At 34.4% G+C, this 22,653-nt stretch carries 20 protein-coding genes; 12 read left to right on the top strand and 8 right to left on the bottom strand.

What is annotated here, in order from left to right; translation table 11 throughout:
* Positions 1–127: 127 nt before the first annotated feature.
* From IAE51_RS05920 to IAE51_RS05910, 3 genes are read left to right on the top strand one after another with little or no spacing between them, the layout of a single operon-like run.
* Positions 128–787, top strand: coding sequence for a GTP pyrophosphokinase family protein (locus IAE51_RS05920; RefSeq protein ID WP_058203389.1), 660 nt, complete (start codon positions 128–130; stop codon positions 785–787).
* On the top strand, positions 774–1,586 hold the full coding sequence (locus IAE51_RS05915; RefSeq protein WP_003131619.1) for an NAD kinase: 813 nt from the start codon (positions 774–776) through the stop codon (positions 1,584–1,586). The genes IAE51_RS05920 and IAE51_RS05915 overlap by 14 nt, the downstream gene beginning before the upstream one ends.
* A complete protein-coding gene (locus IAE51_RS05910) occupies positions 1,586–2,485 on the top strand; it encodes an RluA family pseudouridine synthase (protein WP_200094977.1) in 900 nt (299 codons plus the stop codon). The genes IAE51_RS05915 and IAE51_RS05910 overlap by 1 nt, the downstream gene beginning before the upstream one ends.
* Here the strand turns inward: IAE51_RS05910 and IAE51_RS05905 are convergent.
* The gene (locus IAE51_RS05905; protein ID WP_003131617.1) at positions 2,466–3,296 is read right to left on the bottom strand and encodes a peptidylprolyl isomerase; all 831 of its coding nucleotides are present in this window, start codon (positions 3,294–3,296) and stop codon (positions 2,466–2,468) included. The two genes, IAE51_RS05910 and IAE51_RS05905, sit on opposite strands and share 20 nt — an antisense overlap.
* Positions 3,297–3,606: 310 nt before the next feature.
* On the opposite strand from IAE51_RS05905, the gene IAE51_RS05900 reads away from it, so the two are divergent.
* From IAE51_RS05900 to IAE51_RS05890, 3 genes are all read left to right on the top strand, one after another.
* Positions 3,607–5,040, top strand: coding sequence for an amino acid permease (locus IAE51_RS05900; RefSeq protein ID WP_200094975.1), 1,434 nt, complete (start codon positions 3,607–3,609; stop codon positions 5,038–5,040).
* A gap of 114 nt (positions 5,041–5,154) precedes the next feature.
* Positions 5,155–5,967: an NADPH-dependent FMN reductase gene (locus IAE51_RS05895; RefSeq protein ID WP_017864118.1), complete on the top strand. Its 813-nt coding sequence runs from the start codon at positions 5,155–5,157 to the stop codon at positions 5,965–5,967.
* Complete coding sequence (locus tag IAE51_RS05890; protein WP_058206239.1) at positions 5,967–6,944, top strand: FAD:protein FMN transferase; 978 nt, start codon at positions 5,967–5,969, stop codon at positions 6,942–6,944. Before IAE51_RS05895 ends, IAE51_RS05890 begins: the two co-directional genes overlap by 1 nt.
* A gap of 95 nt (positions 6,945–7,039) precedes the next feature.
* Here IAE51_RS05890 and lysS read toward each other — a convergent pair whose 3' ends face one another.
* On the bottom strand, positions 7,040–8,524 hold the full coding sequence (gene lysS / locus IAE51_RS05885; RefSeq protein ID WP_010905307.1) for a lysine--tRNA ligase: 1,485 nt from the start codon (positions 8,522–8,524) through the stop codon (positions 7,040–7,042).
* Positions 8,525–8,722: 198 nt separating this feature from the next.
* Complete coding sequence (locus IAE51_RS05880) at positions 8,723–9,541, bottom strand: LysR family transcriptional regulator (RefSeq protein WP_200094974.1); 819 nt, start codon at positions 9,539–9,541, stop codon at positions 8,723–8,725.
* A 163-nt stretch (positions 9,542–9,704) separates the two neighbouring features.
* On the opposite strand from IAE51_RS05880, the gene IAE51_RS05875 reads away from it, so the two are divergent.
* Positions 9,705–10,700: a YeiH family protein gene (locus tag IAE51_RS05875; protein WP_080756646.1), complete on the top strand. Its 996-nt coding sequence runs from the start codon at positions 9,705–9,707 to the stop codon at positions 10,698–10,700.
* A 212-nt stretch (positions 10,701–10,912) separates the two neighbouring features.
* Here the strand turns inward: IAE51_RS05875 and IAE51_RS05870 are convergent, their stop codons facing one another.
* Positions 10,913–11,857 (bottom strand): L-lactate dehydrogenase, encoded by a 945-nt coding sequence (locus tag IAE51_RS05870; RefSeq protein ID WP_021722002.1) that lies wholly within the window; start codon positions 11,855–11,857, stop codon positions 10,913–10,915.
* Positions 11,858–12,152: 295 nt separating this feature from the next.
* A complete protein-coding gene (locus IAE51_RS05865) occupies positions 12,153–12,974 on the bottom strand; it encodes a LysR family transcriptional regulator (protein ID WP_012897215.1) in 822 nt (273 codons plus the stop codon).
* A 153-nt stretch (positions 12,975–13,127) separates the two neighbouring features.
* On the opposite strand from IAE51_RS05865, the gene IAE51_RS05860 reads away from it, so the two are divergent.
* From IAE51_RS05860 to IAE51_RS05840, 5 genes are all read left to right on the top strand, one after another.
* A complete protein-coding gene (locus tag IAE51_RS05860; RefSeq protein ID WP_200094973.1) occupies positions 13,128–14,102 on the top strand; it encodes a TDT family transporter in 975 nt (324 codons plus the stop codon).
* 289 nt (positions 14,103–14,391) lie between these two features.
* Complete coding sequence (gene thiI, locus IAE51_RS05855; RefSeq protein ID WP_012897217.1) at positions 14,392–15,612, top strand: tRNA uracil 4-sulfurtransferase ThiI; 1,221 nt, start codon at positions 14,392–14,394, stop codon at positions 15,610–15,612.
* A 213-nt stretch (positions 15,613–15,825) separates the two neighbouring features.
* A complete protein-coding gene (locus tag IAE51_RS05850; RefSeq protein WP_003131604.1) occupies positions 15,826–17,229 on the top strand; it encodes an MFS transporter in 1,404 nt (467 codons plus the stop codon).
* A gap of 161 nt (positions 17,230–17,390) precedes the next feature.
* A complete protein-coding gene (locus tag IAE51_RS05845) occupies positions 17,391–17,996 on the top strand; it encodes an FMN-dependent NADH-azoreductase (RefSeq protein ID WP_015425833.1) in 606 nt (201 codons plus the stop codon).
* Positions 17,997–18,091: 95 nt separating this feature from the next.
* A complete protein-coding gene (locus IAE51_RS05840; protein WP_109990649.1) occupies positions 18,092–18,526 on the top strand; it encodes an OsmC family protein in 435 nt (144 codons plus the stop codon).
* 35 nt (positions 18,527–18,561) lie between these two features.
* Here the strand turns inward: IAE51_RS05840 and IAE51_RS05835 are convergent, their stop codons facing one another.
* The 3 genes from IAE51_RS05835 to tyrS all read right to left on the bottom strand — a co-directional run bounded on the left by IAE51_RS05835 (position 18,562) and on the right by tyrS (position 22,547).
* A complete protein-coding gene (locus IAE51_RS05835) occupies positions 18,562–20,604 on the bottom strand; it encodes a sodium:proton antiporter (RefSeq protein WP_003131601.1) in 2,043 nt (680 codons plus the stop codon).
* 90 nt (positions 20,605–20,694) lie between these two features.
* Positions 20,695–21,165, bottom strand: a complete 471-nt coding sequence (locus IAE51_RS05830) for a hypothetical protein (RefSeq protein ID WP_010905310.1) — start codon at positions 21,163–21,165, stop codon at positions 20,695–20,697.
* A 122-nt stretch (positions 21,166–21,287) separates the two neighbouring features.
* The gene (gene tyrS, locus IAE51_RS05825; protein ID WP_124137131.1) at positions 21,288–22,547 is read right to left on the bottom strand and encodes a tyrosine--tRNA ligase; all 1,260 of its coding nucleotides are present in this window, start codon (positions 22,545–22,547) and stop codon (positions 21,288–21,290) included.
* Positions 22,548–22,653 lie beyond the last annotated feature (106 nt).

Genomic DNA, 22,653 nt, shown 5'->3' with positions numbered 1-22,653 from the left:
TGAATAAAGCAAACTTATGTTAAAATATTAGATGTGATTCTAATAAATATAGAAGTCAGAAATCGTTTAAGATTTAAATACTCAAAAAAGGAGTATGTGAGAGCAATTGCTTTTGCAAAGTGAAAAAATGTTTAATTGGGAAGAATTCTTGGACCCTTATATCCAAACAGTTGGTGAGTTAAAAATAAAATTTCGGGGCGTTCGTAAGCAATATTTGAAGAAAGGACTTTATTCTCCGATTGAATTTGTTACGGGGCGCGTGAAACGTCGAGAATCAATCAGAAATAAGGCCAAACTTCGTGGTTACACACGCGAAAATTTAGCTGACATGGAAGATATTGCTGGTGTTCGAGTGATGGTCCAGTTTGTTGATGATGTTTGGGATGTATTGGAGCTTTTGCGTAAACGCAAAGATTTTAAAATTATTGAAGAACGTGACTATATTAATAACCAAAAAGCTTCTGGTTACCGTTCTTATCATGTAATTGTTGAATATCCAATTGATACAATTGATGGTTTCCAAATTGTCAATGCTGAAATTCAAATTAGAACTTTAGCCATGAATTTTTGGGCAACAATTGAACACTCCCTTAATTACAAGTACGGGGGCCTGATTCCTGAGGATGTCAAGGCAAGATTGACTAATGCAGCGCGTGAAGCTGCTCAACTTGATTTGGAAATGGGTGAAATCCGTGAGGATATTCAAGAAGCACAGTTACTTTTTGATAGTCCTCAGCAAAAACAAGACTTTAAAAAAGAAAATGGTGAAGAAAATGAACTTTGGTAAAAAAGTCTGGCTTATTGGAAATTCGAGTGAAAAATCCAAAAAAACGCTCAATAAATTGAGCAAGATTTTGAAAGCTGAACATTTCGTTTTTGATGATATTAATCCTGAAATTGTGATTTCAGTTGGAGGAGATGGGACGCTTTTAAGAGCAATGCACATGTACGAATATCAGCTAGATCGTGTGCGATTTTTGGGTGTTCATACGGGGCATTTGGGCTTTTATACTGATTTTACTGACGAAGATTTGTTTGAAGTCGTAGAGGCTCTTTATGATGAAAATCCAGCTCAAGCGATTCACTATCCACTCATTCGTGTTCAAGTTAGTTTTACTGACGGATATCAAATTGTACGACATGTTCTCAATGAAGCAACGATTCGACGTGCAAGTAAAACGATGGTTGGGGATGTTAGAATTTCTGATTATCTTTTTGAACGTTTTCGTGGGGACGGCTTGTCAATTTCAACTCCAACAGGTTCAACGGCTTACAATAAATCAATTGGAGGAGCCGTTGTTCATCCGCGAGTAAAAGCAATGCAAGTTGCTGAAATTGCAAGTTTGAACAATGTCGTTTATCGAACATTAGGTTCACCAATGATTGTAGCTGAGAAAGATACAATTACCGTTTGTCCTGCGCCAGAGGATGATTATAGTTTGACTTTTGATCAGTTGACTTTTGAATACAAAAATATCAAATCAATTGAGTTTTCTTTGGATGGAACAACGATTTCTTTTGCAAATTGTGCTCACACACCATTTTGGGAACGGGTCAGTAAGTCCTTTATTGGGGAGGTTGAGTAATGCAGTTTGCTTTTAGAAACGAGATTGAAGGAAGCATGGTTAAGTCAATGCTAAGCCGTCACGGTATTTCTAGGAGATTGCTGACAAAAGTAAAATTTGATGGTGGAAAAATAACAGTTAATGGTCAGGAAAAAAATGCCATTTATCGTCTGGAAAAAGATGATTTGGTGACGGTCACAGTCCCAGATGAGCCAGATAATGAAAAGTTAATTCCTGATGATTTTCCACTCAATGTCCTATTTGAAGATGACCACTATTTAGTGGTTGAAAAGCCAGCAGGCAAGCCATCAATTACAGGGTCCTTGCATCCGACTGGTGCCATGTCAAATGCTGTCAAAGGATATATTAGTCAAAAAAATTATGCTAATCAAACGGTGCATATTATCACTAGACTAGACCGTGATACCAGTGGAATCATGTTTTTAGCTAAACATCGTTATGCACATGCTTTAATGAATCAACATAAATTTCGCGACACGATGGAAAAACGCTATTTTGCTATTGTAAATGGCCAAGATTTGCCAGATTCTGGTCGAATTGATTTACCAATTGGACGTCGTGATGATTCGATTATTCAAAGGCAAGTTCGCTTTGATGAAAAAGCAAAAGATGCCCTGACTTCTTACGTTGTTGCTGAGCGAAAAAATGATTTAGCCCTTCTTGATATTATTTTGCATACAGGCAGAACTCACCAAATTCGTGTTCATTTTTCTCATTTGGGTTATCCTTTAATTGGTGATGATTTATACGGTGGAAATCATGATTTGATTTCACGTCAAGCCCTTCACTGTCACCATTTACAGTTCTTAAATCCTTTTACTGACGAAATGGTTCATGTTGAATTAGACATGCCAGAAGATATGAAAAACTTTTTATTTATTAAAATTTCCAGTTTTTAAGAATTTTAACAGATTTAATTTTTACAGGGTCAACAGGAGATGAAGCTTCGCCAGAACCACTTGATGTAACCTCGGCTTTCGCGATTTTATCAACGACATCCATTCCTGAAATAACTTGACCAAAGACAGTGTAACTTCCGTCTAAACTAGGGTATCCCCCTTTTTTATAAGCATCAATTATTTTTTGAGGATATTTAGTTTTGTCTTGAATTTGACTGGTCATATCTTGGGAATTTTGCACAATGAAAAATTGTGAACTGCTAGAGCTTGCTTGGCCGGTATTTGCTAAAGCAAGTGCGCCACGGATATTGTACAGTTGATTAGAAATTTCAGTATCAAATGTTTTCCCACCAAAAATTGAAGCAGTACCAGTTCCTTGATTAGAAGGGTCACCAGATTGAATCATGAAATCTTTGATGACACGGAAGAATTCATTGTTTTTGTAGTAACCATTTTTGGCAAGAACAAGGAAATTTTGAACCGCATTAGGGGCCAATTTAGGGAAAAGTTTAATATTGATATTTCCAGCAGTCGTTTTAATTTCGACCTCAGCTTCATCCTCAGCAACAGTTGTAGAAAGTTGTGGCAAAGTCAAATCATTAAGGGCAGTTGTAGAATTTTTTACTGCATCATGTAATTTATAATTTGTTGGATAATCAACTTTTTGGCTTGAAGAAGTGCTTGTACTACTTGCTGTATTATCAGTTGTTTTTGGACGATTTGCAAAGAAAACAAGGAGTCCAACGACAATAACTAAGACAATCCCAAAGATTGTAAAAAGAATTGTATTATTTTTTTTATTCGTATTCATAGGAATATTTTAACATAAAAATGAGTAATTATAAATTTTTATCAAATTAATTCTTGCAATTTCTAAAAAAAAGGTATAGAATATAGAAAAATCACGAAAGGAGAATCACGAAATGAATAACTTCTCATTACGCCATCATCATTTGCATAGATAAGAGTTGTGTCATACAGTAGGTATAGATACAGCTTTAGAGTACGCTCAAGTATCTATGCCGGTGATTCTCAAGAGACCGGTTGTAAAGACAACTGGTCTTTTTATTTGTTCGTGCTCTGGTTTGTAGAAAAAAACAAGAGATTAGAAAGCAAAGATTATGGAAAATCAAAATCAGGTCAAGCGCAACCTTAAACAGCGCCACATCACCATGATTGCATTGGGTGGTACAATTGGAACAGGTTTATTTTTAACCTCAGGAGCAACAATTAGTCAAGCAGGTCCCTGGGGCGCAGTTCTTGCTTATTGTTTTATTGGTATTATGGTTTACTTCGTAATGACTTCCTTAGGTGAGATGGCGACATATTTGCCCACTTCAGGTTCATTCTCCGATTATGGCGGTCGTTATGTTGATCCTGCTTTTGGCTTTGCATTAGGGTGGAACTATTGGCTCAATGGAGCGATTACCATTGCCGTGGATTTAACGACAGCAGGATTGATTACGCAGTTTTGGTTCCCGCACCTTCCGTCTTGGATATTTTCAGGAATTGCGACGGTCTTAATTTTTATTATTAATGTTATGGCGGTTGGAGCATTCGGGGAAACAGAATATTGGTTATCAACGATTAAAGTGATTACGATTGTCCTCTTTTTAGCTATTGGTTTACTTACCATTTTTGGAGTTTTGGGACAAGGAAATGTTGATGTCGTTGCCAATTTAAGTGCTGGCAATCATGGCTTTGTTGGTGGAATTTCAGGATTTGTTGGAGTTTTACTTATTGCCGGATTCTCTTTTCAAGGAACTGAGCTTTTAGGGATTACCGCAGGTGAATCTGAAGACCCAGGTAAGTCAATTCCTAAAGCAATGAACTCTATTTTCTGGCGTATCTTACTCTTTTACATCTTTTCAATCATTGTGATTGCTGCAATTATCAATTTTAAAGACCCTCGCTTGTTAAATCCAAATTCGACAGCTGTCATGAGTCCATTTACTATTGTCTTTAAAAATATTGGCTTTGCAGTTGCAGCTTCAGTTATGAATGCGGTCATTCTTACTTCGGTAATTTCATCAGCAAATTCAGTAATGTATGCTTCAACACGTATTCTTTATTCATTGGGACAAGAAAAAGGCGCACCAAAATTCTTTGGACGAACAGCAAAAAATGGAATTCCTTTTTATGCCCTATTAGCCACAACAATTATTTGTTTTATTGCTTTCTTAACTGGAATATTTGGAACGCAAATTTATCTTTTCTTGGTTGATTTATCATCACTAACAGGATTTCTTGCTTGGCTTGGAATTTCTATCAGTCATATCCGTTTTAGAAGAGCCTATATTGCTCAAGGGAAAAAATTGGAAGATCTTCCTTACAAAGCTAAATGGTTCCCATTTGGTCCAATTGTTGCGCTCTTGATGACTGCGGCAATTGCCATTAATCTTGACCCAGCCATGCTCTTTAGTGAGCACTGGGGTGAAGGCTTAGCTTTATACGCTGCAATTCCTATTTTCATTATTCTTTATTTTAGTTATAAATGGAAGTATAATACAAAAATTATTCCACTTGAAGAAGTAGATTTGAGTCGGGAAAAATAATATCTGAATCACAATTCGTATAGAGTTGTGGTTTTTTATTTATAATATAAAGAGAAGTAAGGACATTTTTTAAGAGTTACTTACCCAAAATTACCAAGTGAAAGAGGAAATGGGATGAAGTTTATCGCCATTGTTGGGACCAATGCTAGTTTTTCTTATAATCGAAAACTCCTTTGGTACATGAAAAAACATTTTACAAAAGAAGCACAAATTGAAATAGTAGAAATTACAGACCTGCCACTATTTTCTGAGGATATCAGAGAAATTCCTGAAGGGGTTCAGAAAATTGCAGAGGCAATAAGAGAAGCGGATGGTTTGATTTTTTCAACGCCTGAATATGATCATGCGATTACTGCTGCTTTGAAATCATTGATAGAATGGCTGTCATGGATAAAACCTCAGCCATTGAACAGTCTACCGGTTATGATTGTTGGGGTTTCTCTTGGAAATATGGGAACTGTTTTTGCCCAAGAAAACCTTCGACAAATTTTGAGTTCACCGGGTCTGGATGCTTTTGTTTTACCTTCCAATCAATTTCTTTTAGGACGAGCAGCTGAAGCATTTAATCAACAAGATGAATTGATCGATGAACGGACAATTAGCTGGTTGGAGCATTGTTTTAATAATTTTATGATTTACAGTAAAACATTAAAACCGATGAGACTTCCTTCGCTAAAAAAAGAGAATAATAAAGAAATAATTGAGAGTGAGGAAAGTAAAAACTCTACAGAAACCGATGAAGTTTGGTGGACTAAAGAAACGAATCAAGGATTGCCAGTTCTTTCCGATGCAGATACAGGAGCTTCTGAGTATGAAGAAGTGATTGAACCTGAAAATTCGGCCTATCTACAATTTTTGGAAGAGGGAGAAACTTGGGAGTTTGATGATATTGGAGAATTAAGAGGAAAATCGGAAGAAGAAGACTGATGAAAATTTTAGAAAAAAAGTCAACCTTGAAAATTTCCAAAACTTATCGAGCTTTAGGGACAGTCATTAGCTTAACAATTTATGGTCATCAAGACGAGGAATTATTAGATAAAACTTATCAATTAATCAAGTATTATGAGCAGCTTTTTACGGTAAATCGTGACCAATCAGAATTGATGGCTGTCAATCATAAAGCAGGAATAGAGCCTGTTCAAGTATCAGGAGTAGTTTATGGCTTAACAAAAATAGCGCTTGAAAAAAGCAAGGAAGCATTTGGTTTTAATGCAGCAATTGGTCCTCTCGTTAAACTTTGGCATATTGGCTTTTCAGACGCTAAATTGCCAACTCAAGCAGAAATAGATGAAAAGTTAAAAGTAATTAATCCAGATAGGATTATTCTAAGGGATGATGAATTTTCAATATTTTTGCCAGAAAAAGGGATGGAAATTGACTTAGGAGCGATAGCAAAAGGTTATATTGCCGACCGGATTAAAGATTTTTGGCATGCTTACGGTATTTCCTCCGGCATCATTAATCTAGGAGGAAATCTTCTATTGGTGGGAGAAGCTCCGCATCAGACAGATAAAAAATGGCGCATAGGCATTAGAAATCCTTTAACTAATGATAAAAAACCTGTGCTACAGCTTTTGTCTGGTGAAGGTTCTGTTGTGACTTCGGGAATTTCTGAGCGTTACTTGAAAGTGAATGATAAGATTTACCATCATATTATTGACTCCAAAACAGGTTATCCACACCATAATCAGCTGGCCAGTGTTACTGTTTTATCCCAAAAATCAATTGATGGTGAAATTGAAACGACCCGATTATTTTTTGCTGACGGTCCAATTGAAAATTGGCTGACAGAAAATCCGGAAGTTTATGGCGCTATTTTTATTAGTAAAGATAAGAAAATAAAAGCCGTTGGAATTCCCCAAAGTCAGATTTATGTTGCTGATCAAAGTTTTGAATTTGAATAAGTTAAAATTTAAGTGTAGATAATTTCTGTCAGTACTTTTGCCAATAAAAATTTACTGACAGAAATAAAAAAACCGCCAAATGCGGTTTTTATTTTTTATTTCATAGTTGGGAAAAGCAAAACGTCACGGATTGAAGTTGTGCCAGTAAAGAGCATCACTAAGCGATCAATCCCGATACCGAGTCCACCTGTTGGTGGCATACCGTGTTCGAGTGCTTCAACATAATCGTAATCGACACCAGTTGCTTCATCATCCCCAAGTTCTTTAGCTTTAGCTTGAGCTTCAAAACGTTCCAATTGGTCAATTGGGTCATTCAATTCGCTGAAAGCATTGGCGTATTCTTTACCGTTGATGAAAAGTTCAAAACGGTCAGTAAAACGTGGATCTTTTTCATTCATTTTAGCAAGTGGTGAAATTTCTTTTGGATGACCAAAAACGAAAGTAGGTTGAATCAAAGTTTCTTCAACATATTTTTCAAAGAATTCGTTAATGATATGACCAACAGAAGTGAAATGTTTTTCAACATGAATATCATGTTCTTTAGCAAGAGCTGTTGCTTCTTCAAAAGTCATCTCAGGCCAGAAATCAACTCCAGCAACTTCCTTGATGGCATCAACCATGTGAACACGTTTGAATTTTCCACCAACATTAATTTCTTTACCATCGTATTCAAGAACATCTTGACCAACCACTGTTTTAGCAACATGTTGGAAGATTCCTTCTGTCAAATCCATGATATCTTCAAAATCAGCATAAGCTTCATAAGATTCCATTGTTGTGAATTCTGGATTATGAGTCATATCCATTCCTTCATTACGGAAGACACGGCCAAGTTCATAAACTTTTTCCATTCCACCAACAATCAAACGTTTCAAGTGTAATTCAGTTGCAATACGAAGCGCCATATCAATATCAAGACTGTTATGATGTGTGTAGAATGGGCGAGCAGCAGCACCACCGGCTTCGTTGTTAAGTACTGGAGTTTCAACTTCAAGATATCCACGACCATCCATATAACGACGGATTTCACTGATAATTTTAGAACGAGTGACAAAACGATTGAAGCTTTCTTTATTTGAAATCAAATCCAAATAACGTTTACGATAACGTGTTTCAGTGTCAGTCAAACCATGGAATTTTTCAGGCAAAGGACGAAGCGCTTTTGAGAGGAAAGTCAATTTTTTTGCTTTAATTGACAATTCACCCATGTCAGTTTTCATGATTTCGCCTTCAACACCAAGGAAATCTCCGAGGTCAGCTTTTTTGAAAATTTCATAATTTTCTTCGCCGACTTCATCTTTACGAACATAAAGTTGAATTTGGCCTTCGCGGTCTTGAAGATGGGCGAAACCGACTTTACCTTTACCACGTTTAGTCATCAAACGACCAGCGACAATTCCTGAAAGTGCAAGTTCATGCAATTCTTCTTTCGTCTTTTCGTCATAAGCTTCGTGTAGTTCTTGTGAGTTGTGCGTACGTGTAAATTTATGTCCAAATGGGTCAATTCCCGCTTCGCGCAGGTTTTCCATTTTTTCACGGCGGACTTTCATTTGGTCATTAAGTTCTTCGATTTCAGCCAAAATAGTACTCCTTGTAATTTTTTATTCTCTCTATTTTAACATATTTTCAAAAAATTAACAGAAATTTTTTTGTCAGTAAACGCTTTAAGCATGGGCTTGAGAAGATTTTTTTACTGTCAGTAAAAAATGCTGATAAAATGACTGACAGAAATTTAGAAAATGATGAATGACCTTAAAGAATTTCTGTCAGTAAATTTTTTAAAACTCACTTAAATTTTTGATTTTTTTAATCACAGTTTTGAGCAATTTGTCTTGTTCAGACAAAAAAGAAAGACCATAAAAAATGCGTTGATAACGTTCGCCAAGACCTTGAAAAGCAATATTTTCATTAATAAATCGTTTTGAAATCAATGACAGGCCAATGCCAGCCTTAAGTTGACTGACAATCATATCATTGTTATTGACGCTGACCAAATTCTTTGGATTAAGATTATTTTCTTTAAGATAATTATGTGTATAATGAGCCACACCAGACCCTGCTTCGCGAATAAAAAAGATGTCACTTTCTGGATTGCCAGCAAGAACGAGTTCATCTTTAAAAAGTGGGAAAGTTTCGATGGTTTCATCCATCATCGGTTTTTCAATAATTCCAAAATGAATTTCATGATTACGAATTAAATCAAAAACCTCTTGAGAATCAAGCATCATTAATTCAATGTTAAGTTGTTCAAGTTCAGGAATTAAATTTTTAAAAATCAAAGGTAAAACAGTAGTTGCTGAACTATGGGAAGCAGCAATTTTAAAAGGTTTACGACTAGGTGTCTGATTTTTTAGGGAAAATTGTAATTTATTCCAATCATTGAGCGTTTTTAAAGCCTTAGGATAAAGAAGGTGGGCACTTTCTGTGGGAATTACTTCTTGGTGTTGCCCTCTTGAAAAAAGGTGAACTTTTAGTTCTTCCTCCAATTTTTTAATTCTAACAGTTGCGGTTGGCTGTGAAATAAAACATTGATTAGCAGCTCTGGTAAAGCTTTTGGTTTCAAACACAGCAATAAAAGTTTCGAGTAAAGCGAACATAAATCTTCCTTTAATTAATAAAAGTAATTTTAAAAATGATAATAATTTATTTTACAAAATAAAGGAGATTGTGTAAACTAATTGATGCTAGACAATTAAAAAAGGAAAAAGTAGAAAAATGTTAAAATTAAAAAATTATATTAAAAATGATAGACAGGCCATAATGAGTATTTTGCCAGGATTTCTGCTCTCATTTGCCATTGCTATAGTAAGTTATTTACTCAATCGTTTCATCTTCCATAGTTTAGGTTCAGCAACCATTGCAATATTATTAGGAATTATTTTAGGTAATTTGTACTTCAAACAAGTCACTTTGTTTGCAGGAACAGCTTGGTCAGAAAAAAAACTTCTGGAATTTTCAGTGATGTTTTTAGGGGCCACAGTCACTTTCCAAACCATTGGTAAGTTAGGATTCTCCGGAGTAGGATTTATACTAATACAAATGATTTCAACAATTATTTTTGTTTTGTTTATGGGTAAAAAACTAGGATTTTCTGCTAATGTTTCTGCCCTAATGGCTTCTGGGAATGCAGTTTGTGGTTCATCAGCAATTGCCGCAGTTGAACCAGTTATTGGAGCTGAAACCAGTGAGAAAAGAACATCGATTGCGATGGTCAATCTTATGGGAACTATTTTAATGCTAAGTCTTCCATTTTTAGGAACTTGGATATTCGGTAATAATGATTTATTAAGGGGGGCACTGATTGGTGGAACAGAACAATCTGTTGGTCAAGTCGTTGCTTCAGCAACAATGGTAAATCCAAACACAACAACCTTAGCCACTCTATTTAAAATTATGCGAATTATCATGCTCGTTTTTGTTGTTTTATATTTTGGTTTCAGAAGTAAAAAACAAAAAAGAAATGAACAAGGACCTACTCAAATAAAAATTAAAAGAAATTCTTTTTTACCCTGGTATGTTCTTGGTTTCTTAGTGCTTTGTACTTTAGATACATTGATTCATTTTGTGCCGGAAGTTTCAGCTACCGCAAAATTTCTATCCGGTTGGTGTGAAACCATTGCCTTAGCTGCTATTGGTTTACGACTAAATTTGGTTGAATTTATAAAAGCAGGAAAAAAATTACTGATTTATGGTTTATCTACTTTAGTCTTTCAAGTAGTTCTTGCACTTATTTTAATAAGCCTTTTAATCAAATAATTAGAATTAAAACGATAATAAAGTCACTAAACCAGAGATTTAGTGACTTTTTTGTGCTAATTATTATCAGTTAAATTTTTGAACCTAGTAAAAAATTATTAATCAATCGGACTCATTAATGTTAAACCAGATTAATCCCCAAAGTGAAGCAATGACTAAAAAGAGTAGAGCAAGCATTTTATTTTCCTTTATGTTTGTAAGGTTTGGATAGATTACTTAATAGATTCTATTACCTCTTTAAGTTGACTGACAGATTTTTCAAATTGTTTCTTTTCATAAGCATCAATATTTAGTTCAATGATTTCTCTAACACCATTTTGATTTACAATAGATGGAACACCGGTAAAGACACCTTCTTGACCATATTCACCACGTAAATAGGCAGAAACTGGTAGAATTGCTTGTTCATTATTTAAGATGGCTTTGACAATTCTAGCTGTACTCATTCCAATGCCGTAATAAGTAGCCTGTTTTTTATCAATAATCTCATAGGCAGCATTTTTTACCTTATTTGACAAATTAGACAAATCTTCAACCCCTATTTTTTTATTTTTAACAATAAATTCAAGAATAGGTTTTCCACCTACCGTCGTGTGTGACCAAACTGCAACTTCAGAATCGCCATGTTCGCCAATAATATATCCATGAACGCTCCGTGGATCAATTTCTAGCTTTGTGGCCAACTCTTTTCTAAAACGAGTAGTATCCAAAGTTGTACCAGTTCCGACAATTCGAGATTGATCAAGACCAGAAGTTTCCCAAGCGACATAGGTAAGAATATCCACAGGATTTGAAGCAATTACAAAAATACCATCAAAACCTGAGCCCATAACCTGAGTCACGATTGAGCGCATAATTTTAGCATTTGTATTAACCAAATCTAAACGTGATTGACCTGGTTTTTGATTCACCCCAGCCGTAACGACCACAATATCAGCATTTTTACAATCCTTGTAATCTCCAGCTCTCACAATAACATTTTCTTGCCCCCAAGAAACGCCATCTAATAAATCTAAGGCTTCACCCTCAGCTTTATCCTGATTAACATCTATCAAAACCAACTCATTAACAAGTCCTTGATTAATCATTGAATAAGCAATACTTGTTCCAACAAAACCTGTTCCTATAACAACTACTTTTCTGCTTGTAATTTTCATTTTTAGCTCCTTTTCAATTTATATATATTTTTTTTATAAAGCCTATCTGTTAAAAAGCCAAAGATAACTAATCATAGTACATAAAATTAAAATGATAGAAATTACAAAACTAATGATGATAAAAGCCAATTCTATCTCCTCCTTCAACCCCTTTTTCTGATGTCTTTTATAAAATCTATAATTATTTTATCTCTATTTTTGTAATGTGTAAAATGAATTTATTTTATCATTATTATTAATAAAAATAATAAAAAAACAAAAGCAGTTTGCTCATGTTTTTCTATTTTTATTAATTCTAATGAATTTCGGTTTCTTTTTTTATTTTACTAATTAATTTTTGAATCATAGGGTCTTTTTCTTCATCAAAAGAAACTCCTAGAAACTCTCTATGATAATTACTCCCAAGTTCTTGATAAGGGATATCATCAGTTAAAAATGATTTAGAAATTAAAGAAGAACCTAAGCCTGCTTTGATATGGGAAATAATCATCTCATTGCTATTCATACGAACGATGTTTCTTTGAGCAGAAGGAGCGGATTTGAGATATCTTTTGATATAATATCCAATTCCTGAACCAGATTCTCTGGTAAAGAATGTTTCTGAATCCGTATTTCCAGCAAGTACTAATTCATCTAAAAATAAAGGAAATGTTTCGGTTTGATCGCTAATGAGTAATCGCTCAATGATTCCAAAATGTAAATCATGATTTGCAACTAATTCAAATACTTTTTCTGAGTCATACATATTAATTTCTACATCTAAATGTTCCAACTCGCCTTCAAATACTTTAAAGATTCTTGGCATAATACTTAGAGCAGCACTGTGTGAAACCCCAATTTTGAAAGGATGTTTTGCAAGGGATTTTTTTTGAACTTCAGCTTGGTCTTCCTCCCATTTTTTTAGATAGGCAATAGCTTTGGGATAGAATAATATGGCGGCTTCAGTCGGAATGATTTCTTGGTGTTTTCCTCTTAAAAATAATGTTGATTTTAATTCTTCTTCGAGCTTCTTAATTCTCACGGTTACAGTGGGTTGGGAAATAAATAAATATTTTCCAGCTAAGGTAAAACTTTTAGTTTCATAAACGACGATAAAGGTCTCAAATAATGAAAACATGTGATTTTCTCCTTAAAATACAAAATAACAAATTATTTTTTTTAATTTATATGATTATAATAATTTATTTTACAAATTAAATCAACTATTATATATTATTAATAGAATCAATTATTAAAGACGAATTAATAAAAAATATAGAAAGAGAAGTCTATGATGTATTCAAAATTCATATCATTTTTAAAACAAATTCCCCTCCCGATATGTGGCTTAATTTTGGGTTTAATATCCTTAGGGAATCTCCTTTACAGTAAAGGTTACCCTATTTTAGGAAATTCTTACGATATGTTAGGTTTATTCCTGATGTTTTTAATTTTGCTCAAGATAGTACTGGCAATGAAACATACAATTTCGACTTTGAATGACCCAATTGTAGCCTCTGTTTCACCAACTTTTACGATGTCTTTAATGGTACTAAGCGTATTTTTAAAACGTTTGTCCGGCTTTAGTCTTCTTGCGAATGTTACTTGGTGGACTGCTTTAATCTTGCATCTTATCTTAATGATGTATTTTATTTATCTTCATGTGCTACCAAAAGAATTAAAAATACATGATGTTTATCCAAGCTGGTTTATTACTTTTGTAGGCATTGGGGTAATATCGGCAACATCACCAGATTTCGGTCTTGAAGTGGGTAAAGTTGTGGTTTGGATAACATTACTCTTTTACTTTATTCTTCTTCCTATTGTTATGCATAGAGTTTTCATTTTACGAAAAATGCACAAATCTTTACTTCCTTTGATTACAATTATCACGGCACCGGGTTCACTTGGTTTAGTAGGATACCTCACTGTTGTAGAAGCAAAATCTAAAATATTCGTTATCTTTTTATTTATTTTATCGCAAGCTATCTATTTTATAACTTTAGGCTTGCTGACAAAACTTTTGAGAAGTGCCTTTTATCCTAGTTATGCTGCCTTTACATTTCCTCTCGTTATTTCTGCAACTGCGGTAAATTTAACAAGTAAACTCAGCGTTTTTCAGTTCCTGAATTTAGAATTATTAGCGAATATGGAACTCCTTATAGCAATTGCAATCGTTACTTATGTGCTCATCAGATACTGTATTTTTTTAGGATCAAAATTAGTTCAGATTATGTCTGAAAAATATTCTCCTGAAAGTATATAAAAATAAATCATTGATAAAAATTACCACTAGGTCAATAATCTAGTGGCTTTTTATTTTGCTTTAAAAATAGAGTATATCAAGCTCAATAGAGCCTTAAGAAATCCTTTATAAATGAGACAATAATTTTAAAAATGCCTATAAAAAAAGGGACACATTGTGTTATAATTAGAACGCTGCGTGCTTTTTTTCTTTAATTAAAGAAGATTTGACTGGTTTTTTAACTTAAATTATTCAATTTTTTGAAGTATTTAATGATTAAAAGTATGCAAAAGAATATAGGAGAATAAAAATGACTGTATTATATGATGAAATCATGGTTCGTTATGGTGAACTTTCAACCAAAGGAAAAAATCGTGGTTACTTTATCAATCGTTTGGCAAAAAATATCCGCGAAGTCCTTGCAGATATGCCTGAATTAAAAATTACAGCAGTAAGAGATAGAGCACACATTGAACTTAATGGAGCAGATTATGCTGAAGTTTCAAATCGTTTAACAAAAGTTTTTGGAATCCAAAATTTTTCACCTTCAATCAAAGTCGAAAAATCAATGCCCATTATCAAAGAAGAAGTTGTGGCACTTTTTAAGGAGATTTATAGCGAAGGGCAGACTTTTAAAATTGCTACCAGACGAGCTGACCATAACTTTGAATTAGATTCAACAGAATTAAATATTGCTTTAGGAGATGTTGTTTTTGATAATTTCTCTTACGCAAAAGTACAAATGAAAAAGCCTGATATCACATTGCGCGTTGAAATCAGACAAGATGCGACTTATCTTAGTTTTGAAGATATAAAAGGTGCTGGAGGAATGCCAGTCGGAACGGCAGGACGTGGACATCTAATGCTCTCAGGTGGAATTGATTCGCCAGTTGCAGGTTATTTAGCGTTGAAACGCGGAGTTGAGATTGAGGCTGTTCACTTTGCTAGCCCTCCTTACACTTCACCAGGAGCTTTGAAGAAAGCCAAAGACTTAGCGGCTAAATTAACCGTTTTTGGAGGTTCAATTACCTTTATTGAAGTACCATTTACCGAGATTCAAGAAGAAATAAAAGCCAAGGCTCCACAAGCATATTTGATGACAATTACACGCCGTTTTATGATGCGCGTGGTTGATCGGGTTCGTGAAGAACGTGGTGGAAAAGTGATTATTAATGGAGAATCTTTGGGACAAGTTGCTAGCCAAACGCTTGGCTCAATGTCTGCCATTAATGAAGTAACTAATACTCCAGTTATTCGACCAGTAGTAACAATGGATAAAAATGAAATTATTGAAATAGCTGAAAAAATCGATACTTTTAATTTATCAATTCTACCATTTGAAGATTGTTGTACTGTCTTTGCACCACCTTCTCCAAAAACAAATCCAAAACTTGAAAATTGTATTCAATATGAAAAGAGAATGGATGTTGAGGGGATGGTTGACCGTGCGGTCAAAGGAATTATGCTCACAACAATTACTGGTGAAAACTGGGACCAAACTGAAGAAGAAGAATTTGCTGATTTCTTATAATAAAAAATGCTACTTATAATATTATGAGTAGCATTTTCATTTGATTAGGAAACTACGATTGATAGTCTAAACTTGACAAAGATTGGAAACAAGGATATAATTACCAACGTTATTTATAAACTTAGAAAAAATTAATTGAGTTCATCAGTATAACAAGACTTATTAGGAATTTTATTTAAAGAAGATGATACTCAATTTATAGGAAAGGATTTTATGTCAGACAGAATAAAGGCTTTAATTGCCTTAGGGATATTTACATTTATGTCAACATTGGATGGTTCAATTGTTAATATTGCTCTACCAACAATGTCAAAGGAGCTTCATGTCTCTACTTCTCAAATCACTTGGGTGGTGACAATCTATTTAATTGTAATTTCAGCGATTGTACTGATTTTTGGCCGTTTAGGCGATTTAATAGGTAAATCACGAATTGCCCGCATTGGTTGGGGAATTTTTATTTTAGGCTCTGCACTTGCTGGGTTAAATTTTGGTTGGGGCTTAGGTTTTCTTCTTTTTGCACGGGTGATTCAGGCTATTGGGGCGTCAATGTTTATGGCAACCGGTTTTGGAATTATTTCAGAAATTTTCCCACCTGAAAGTCGAGCAAGAGCACTTTCCATTTCAGCGATGTTTGTATCGGTTGGCTCAATCGCTGGACCTGCCCTTGGAGGACTGATTTTACAGGTCGCTTCATGGAATTATATCTTTTGGATAAATGTCCCTATCGGAATTTTAGCATGGATTTTTGGAAATCATGCTTTGCCAAAAGAAAAAACCAGTGGAAAATGGTCGGATATTGATTTTAAAGGTGGAACATTAATGACTTCTGTTATTGTTTTGCTTTTCTTAGCTCTTAATTTTGGGCAAGCTTTGGGTTGGACCAATCCATTAATTATTATTGGTGCATTGCTTGGCTTTATTCTCTTTGGAATATTTATTTTAACAGAGAAAAAGGTCGCTCAGCCTTTGCTTGATTTAGGAATTTTTAAATCAAAATTATTTTCAATGAGTATTATTATGGCTCTCTTTAATTTTACAGTAGCGATGTTCTCAAGTATTTTGTTACCATTCTACTTACAAGATTTTAGAAATTATGGGCCAGGCTTGGCAGGGATGATTATGATGGCTTATCCTGTTGCTATGCTGATTGCTAGCCCTTTAGCAGGTTCGGCAGCAGATAAAATGGATAAAGAAATTGTTACTTTTGTAGGAATTTCAGGGATTGTTTTGTCACAGCTTGGCTATTTACTGATAAATCCGCATTCTGCTCCATGGCTAGTTGTTGTTATTCTTTTGATTCAAGGAATGTCTATGGGGATTTTCCAAAGCCCAAACAATGCTTTGATTATGGAAACTGTTGACCGTAAGTATTTAGGAATTGCTGGGTCAGTTAATTCTCTTGCCCGTAATATGGCCTTTGTTTTAGGGACGTCTTTAGCAACATTGATTTTATTCACAGCGATGTCTAATCAGTTGGGTTATAAGGTGACAACTTATTTGCACAATCAACCAGATGTCTTTTTACACGGTTTCCACGTGGCCTTCTATTTTTCAACATTTCTTGTTTTAGTGACTTGGGTTCTTGGCTTATTCCGTTTGTTGGGACGTAAAAAGTAAAATAAAAACAATCTAAATGATTGTTTTTTTTGCTGACAGAATTTCTGTCAGTGAAATGTTTACATGTGTAAATTTTCACGTACTAAATATATTGATAATTTAGAAAAGTTTGCTATAATAATTTTTATAACACAAAAATAATTTCTATAAAGGAACAAAATATGTCTAAACTTCTTGTTGTAAAAGGTCACCCACTTACTGCTGATTATTCACTTTCACTCAAAGGTCTTGATGCTTTCGTCAAAGCCTATAAAGCTGCTCATCCAGAAGATGAAATTGAAGAACTAGATGTTTTCAGTGCTGATATTCCAACTTTGAATACTGAATTGGTCAGTGCAATGTTCGCAGGTGAAAATGCTGAACTTACAGCTTCACAAAAAGATAAATTGGCTCGTTTTGCTGGTTTTACAGAACAATTTTTGTCAGCTGATAAAGTAGTCATTGCTAATCCAATGTATAACTTGATGATTCCTGCTGAACTTAAATCTTGGGTTGATACAGTCAATGTTGCCGGTAAAACATTCAAATATACAGCCGAAGGTCCTGTTGGTTTAGCAAATGGCAAAAAAGTCTTGCACTTACAAGCTAATGGTGGAGTTTATGGAGCACAAGATCCAGCAACAATTTACATGTCAGCAATCTTCAATTTTATCGGTAGCGATTTTAGACAAATTGCCGTTGAAGGACATGCTTATGATCCAGAAAAAACAGAAGAACTTCTTGCTGAATTCATTAATAAAGTAGAGTTAGAAGCTCAAACATTCTAAAGAAAAGTCTGTCATTGAACAGACTTTTTATTGAATTTACTGACAGAAAATAGGAGAGTCATATGTTTTCTGTCAGTAAATTGAAAGGATAAAAAATGGTAAAACATCTTTTTAATTCACGTATTGATTGGTTAGGGGGAAGGAATTCCATCGGTGACTTACAGGCTGGGGCACTGAATGAAAAAATTTCAATTCCTAAAACTATGGATGGTCCAGGAGTCGGAACAAATCCTGATGAAATGCTACTCGGAGCAGCCAGTACCTGTTATTCGATTACATTAGCTGCCATGCTTGAGCGAAATGATATTCTCCTGGAACATCTGAAAGTAGATGCTAAAGGAATAGTTGATGTGACAAAAGGAACCTTTACTTATGAAAAAATAACTTATCATGTCGCTATGAAATTGACAAAAGAGTCAGATGAAGTTAAAGCAATTAAACTTGCCAAACGGGCAGAAAGTTCTTGCATGATTTCAAGAGCGATTCAAGGAAATATTGAGTTAGAAACGATTATTAGAATTGAAAAATAAAAAGTTACTGACAGGTCTGTCAGTAACTTTTTATTTTAATTTTTATTTTTCCGACGTTCTAAGAAGTCAAAAAGTAATGTATGATGATTACTTGCAAGTGAATAATCTTCAAGAATATTAACATTAAGACGCATATCTTTGGCTTCTCGTGCAGTAATTGCTCCAGAAAGTTCATGTTCAAAAATGACTTTACGTTCCAAATAATAGGCCCGCATCATTTCGGTAATGTTGTTAGGCTGAGCCTTATTCATCATCCGTGAAATATGACCACCAGTTGCGACGATTTCAGATGTTCTTAAACGTTCTGATTGCAAGAAATTCAATAGTTGCTCATCAAAGACACCATTTAAATTATCAAGAGCTTGCAAGATAAGTTCGGTATTATTGAAATAAAGTTCAGTAATTTCATCTCGTGTTGTTTCCATTGCCGCCTTTGTTTTCTTGAAATAAAAGTCAACATGTAAGACACGAGAGGTAAGTAAATGAAAAGCACGCAAGGCAATAACATAAACAAATTGGATACTGGAAACCAGTGAATGGACAATACTTGTTTCTAATGAGCGAATATATCGTTGATAAGTTCGGTAAGTATACATTGAAATTTTATTTTCACGCAAGGCAACTTCAAGACCTTCAGATTCAATTCGGATAATCAAAAGTTGCAAATCATTGTAATCAATCGCCATATCTGTTGACTCTTGTTCAATAATTAATTGTTGAATTCGTTCCTGATAAGCATCAATAGCGATATCATAACCCTGAGGGTTTTTAGCCGATTTCATATCCTGATGTAATTCATCAACTACCTCGGATAAAATCGCAATTTTAGAGATATTATTAACTTTAGAAACTTTTTTAACCGCAAAGAAAGGAAGAATGAACATTCCAACTAAGAAACTTAAGCCAGTTACCGCAGCGGCTAGAAAGACGAGAACGGGTTGAACATCTACAGTTCGTGGAACCAAAAGAATCGTTGCGATACTTACTGTTCCTTTAGAACCAGCAAAAGTGAGGAGAAATACATCATTCCAATAAGCAGAAAATGGTTGTTTTTGTTTAAGGGAGCGAAGCCAATAATAAAAAGCAATGACAATAAATCTGAGTGCAAATAATCCAGCAGTCAAGGCAAGAGCAAGAACAATTAAAAGTGCTGATGAATAAACAGGATCAACTAAAAGTGGAACTACAAGTTGATAAAGTTCAATTCCTAAGAAAAGAAAGACAAAGGAATTTAAAATAAATGTTAAAGTATCCCAAATTGTACTCTTGAGTTTTTCAACTTGAGCATCAAATAAAGTAGTTCTCTTAAGACCGTTTGCTGACATGACTCCAGCAACAACTGCAGCAATGATTCCAGAAACATGTAATTCTTCGGAAATGAGAAAGGCAGCAAGAGGAACAACCAGCTCTAAAAGAAGATAACCAGAAACATCCCGTGCGTCAACATCTTCCAGAAGTCTTAAGACAAGTCCTTTGATGTAAATTAAAGTAAAACCAATAGCAGCTCCACCAAGTGCTGAAATAACTAATTTCATTGTTGCATCTGGGAAAGAGAAATAACCAGTAACTAAAGCAACTAAAGCAATCTGAAAAGAAATAATTCCGGAAGCATCATTGAGCAAACCTTCACCTTGCAAAACACTCATAACCCGACGAGGGAAAGAGAAATTCTTTGATAAAGCTCCAACAGCTACAGCATCAGTAGGAGCGAGACTTGCTCCTAAGGCAAAGCAAGCAGCTAAAGGTAATCCCATGTAAATCCAATTAGAAATCAAACCCAATCCAAGGGTTGTAATGAAGACAAGAGGGAAAATTAAAACTAAAATAATTTTACTATGTTTTAAAATGTGTTTGACATCAGCTTCTTCGCTTTCTCTAAAAAGAAGAGGAGCAATAATAAATCCTAAGAAAAATTCAGGTGCGACATGTAAAACCTCGTCAGCACCAAAAAAGCCCAAAATAAGTCCTAAAACCACTTGAATAAGAGGGAGGGCAAGTTTTGGGAAAACTTTGTTAAGGACATTTGAAAAAACTAATACCAAAAGGAAAACAATGACATAAAAAATAATATGGAGCATAGAGTCCTTTCTGTGTAATTGACTAATGAGCGCTAAAAAGTACAAAGTAGAGCTATCAAAGCTAGCTCTACCGTACCTAATCTACATAATTTATTTCAAACGATTAATTGCTTTTTTCTTCAAAGCAATTTTTTCATTGATTTTTGAGCAGTCTTTTTTACCTAAAAGCGCTTTACAACGTTTGAGTTCCAAATCAGTGAGTTGACGTTTTACACGTTCTTTACGAGCAGCATCAAACTCACCATTTTTAATTAATTCAAGTTTTTGTTCAAGAATTAATTTTTTATTTTTAACTGCATCAATATAATATTTAAGCTCAGAAATATCATCGGCACTTGCATTTTTAGCCAACAAATCCCCTAATTTTTCATCAAGGGTAACGAGCTTATCAGTAAGTAGTTCAAGTTTAGCGTTGAGCTTTTCTTCTTTTTCTTCATCCGAAAGGGCCATGAAAGCTTCAAATTTCTTACTATCATCAAGTTTTTCAGATTCTTCAGGACGTTTATTGATGTACATCTCACGCAATTTATTTAACTTATCTTCAAATTTTTTATCTATCATTTTGATCACCTAAAAACATATTCAGTACAGTTATTATAACATATTGTGGCCTAAAAGAAAGAGCAATGCTCAAATTTTTTAATAAAAAAATCTGTCCCATTTAGAACAGAATTTTTGTTTTATTAATAAGTCAAAACGAAGTTTTTCTTTTTCCCACGACGAATGACAGTTAAACGATTTTCAATTTTATCTGAATCTGTAAGAACATAATCAAGTGCTTGAACACGTTCACCATTGATATAAATCGCACCATTTGTAATATCTTCACGAGCTTGTCTTTTTGAAGGAGCTATTCCAGCAGAGATTAAAAGTTCAACTAAAGTTAAATCTTCATCATCAGTAACTTGATGTTGTGGAGCTGCTTTAAGACCAGTTAAGATTGATTTAGCATCTAATTGACGCAAATCTCCGCCGCCAAATAAGATTTCTGATGTTTTAACTGCTTGTTCATAAGCTACTTTTCCGTGAACTAAGCTGACAACTTCACGAGCCAAAACTTTTTGGGCCAAACGCTCATGACGAGCTGCTTCAAATTGTTCTTCAATTTCAGCAATCTCTTCTAATGAAAGGAAGGTGAAAATTTTCAACATTTTTACAGCATCTGCATCATCAACATTAAGCCAAAATTGGTACATTTCATAAGGAGATGTTTTATCAGCATCAAGCCAAATTGCATTTCCTTCTGATTTACCGAATTTTTTACCAGTTGAATCTGTAATTAATGGAATAGTAATAACATGACCTTGCTTGTTCGCTTTACGACGTAAAAGCTCTGTTCCAGCAGTCATATTTCCCCATTGATCAGAACCACCAAGTTGTAAAGTAACATTGTGCAATTGGTTCAATTCGTAGAAATCATAACCTTGCATAATTTGGTAAGCAAATTCTGTATAAGAAATTCCACTTTCCATCCGTGATTTTACAGAGTCTTTAGAAATCATGTAGTTAACGGTGAAATGTTTACCCACATCTCTGAGGAAATCAATAAAAGTCAGATTTTCAAACCAGTTGTAGTTATTGGTCATTTCTGCCTTATTTTCACCATTTTCAAAATCCAGGAAACGCTCAAGCTGACTACGGATTTTTCCAGACCATTTTGTTACAGTGTCTTTTGTTTGAAGTGAACGTTCTGAATCTTTGAAAGAAGGATCACCAATCAAACCAGTTGCACCACCAACAAGCGCATAAGGTTTATGTCCAGCCATTTGTAGACGTTTCATTGTCAAAATTAGTACAAGATTACCTAAATGAAGAGAATCAGCGGTAGGGTCATATCCTACATAATAGGAAACCATGTCCTCCGTCAGCGCTTTAGAAAGCGCAGCTTCGTCCGTTGTTTGGAAAACCAAACCACGTGCTTTAAGTTCGTCAAAAATGTTCATAAAAAAATCCTTTCTATAATGATTGAGCTGTCCACTTTGGATAAAAAGTAAAAAAATTAACAGCACTGTTTTACATTATAACAAATTAATAAAAAAAATTCTGAAA

It is taken from the genome of Lactococcus sp. S64 (assembly GCF_016516525.1).
Classification (GTDB): Bacteria; Bacillota; Bacilli; order Lactobacillales; family Streptococcaceae; genus Lactococcus; species Lactococcus lactis.
This window is presented reverse-complemented; position numbering and strand designations above follow the sequence as displayed.

Excerpts from the sequence above, each read along its gene's own strand:
- IAE51_RS05920 (WP_058203389.1), top strand. The coding sequence starts at position 128 with ATGTTTAATTGGGAAGAATTCTTGGACCCTTATATCCAAACAGTTGGT.
- IAE51_RS05850 (WP_003131604.1), top strand. The coding sequence starts at position 15,826 with ATGTCAGACAGAATAAAGGCTTTAATTGCCTTAGGGATATTTACATTT.
- IAE51_RS05865 (WP_012897215.1), bottom strand. The coding sequence starts at position 12,974 with ATGTTTTCATTATTTGAGACCTTTATCGTCGTTTATGAAACTAAAAGT.
- IAE51_RS05915 (WP_003131619.1), top strand. The coding sequence starts at position 774 with ATGAACTTTGGTAAAAAAGTCTGGCTTATTGGAAATTCGAGTGAAAAA.
- IAE51_RS05880 (WP_200094974.1), bottom strand. The coding sequence starts at position 9,541 with ATGTTCGCTTTACTCGAAACTTTTATTGCTGTGTTTGAAACCAAAAGC.
- IAE51_RS05875 (WP_080756646.1), top strand. The coding sequence starts at position 9,705 with ATGAGTATTTTGCCAGGATTTCTGCTCTCATTTGCCATTGCTATAGTA.
- tyrS (WP_124137131.1), bottom strand. The coding sequence starts at position 22,547 with ATGAACATTTTTGACGAACTTAAAGCACGTGGTTTGGTTTTCCAAACA.
- IAE51_RS05840 (WP_109990649.1), top strand. The coding sequence starts at position 18,092 with ATGGTAAAACATCTTTTTAATTCACGTATTGATTGGTTAGGGGGAAGG.
- IAE51_RS05835 (WP_003131601.1), bottom strand. The coding sequence starts at position 20,604 with ATGCTCCATATTATTTTTTATGTCATTGTTTTCCTTTTGGTATTAGTT.
- IAE51_RS05845 (WP_015425833.1), top strand. The coding sequence starts at position 17,391 with ATGTCTAAACTTCTTGTTGTAAAAGGTCACCCACTTACTGCTGATTAT.
- IAE51_RS05860 (WP_200094973.1), top strand. The coding sequence starts at position 13,128 with ATGATGTATTCAAAATTCATATCATTTTTAAAACAAATTCCCCTCCCG.
- IAE51_RS05830 (WP_010905310.1), bottom strand. The coding sequence starts at position 21,165 with ATGATAGATAAAAAATTTGAAGATAAGTTAAATAAATTGCGTGAGATG.
- IAE51_RS05890 (WP_058206239.1), top strand. The coding sequence starts at position 5,967 with ATGAAAATTTTAGAAAAAAAGTCAACCTTGAAAATTTCCAAAACTTAT.
- IAE51_RS05905 (WP_003131617.1), bottom strand. The coding sequence starts at position 3,296 with ATGAATACGAATAAAAAAAATAATACAATTCTTTTTACAATCTTTGGG.
- IAE51_RS05870 (WP_021722002.1), bottom strand. The coding sequence starts at position 11,857 with ATGAAAATTACAAGCAGAAAAGTAGTTGTTATAGGAACAGGTTTTGTT.
- IAE51_RS05895 (WP_017864118.1), top strand. The coding sequence starts at position 5,155 with ATGAAGTTTATCGCCATTGTTGGGACCAATGCTAGTTTTTCTTATAAT.
- IAE51_RS05910 (WP_200094977.1), top strand. The coding sequence starts at position 1,586 with ATGCAGTTTGCTTTTAGAAACGAGATTGAAGGAAGCATGGTTAAGTCA.
- thiI (WP_012897217.1), top strand. The coding sequence starts at position 14,392 with ATGACTGTATTATATGATGAAATCATGGTTCGTTATGGTGAACTTTCA.
- IAE51_RS05900 (WP_200094975.1), top strand. The coding sequence starts at position 3,607 with ATGGAAAATCAAAATCAGGTCAAGCGCAACCTTAAACAGCGCCACATC.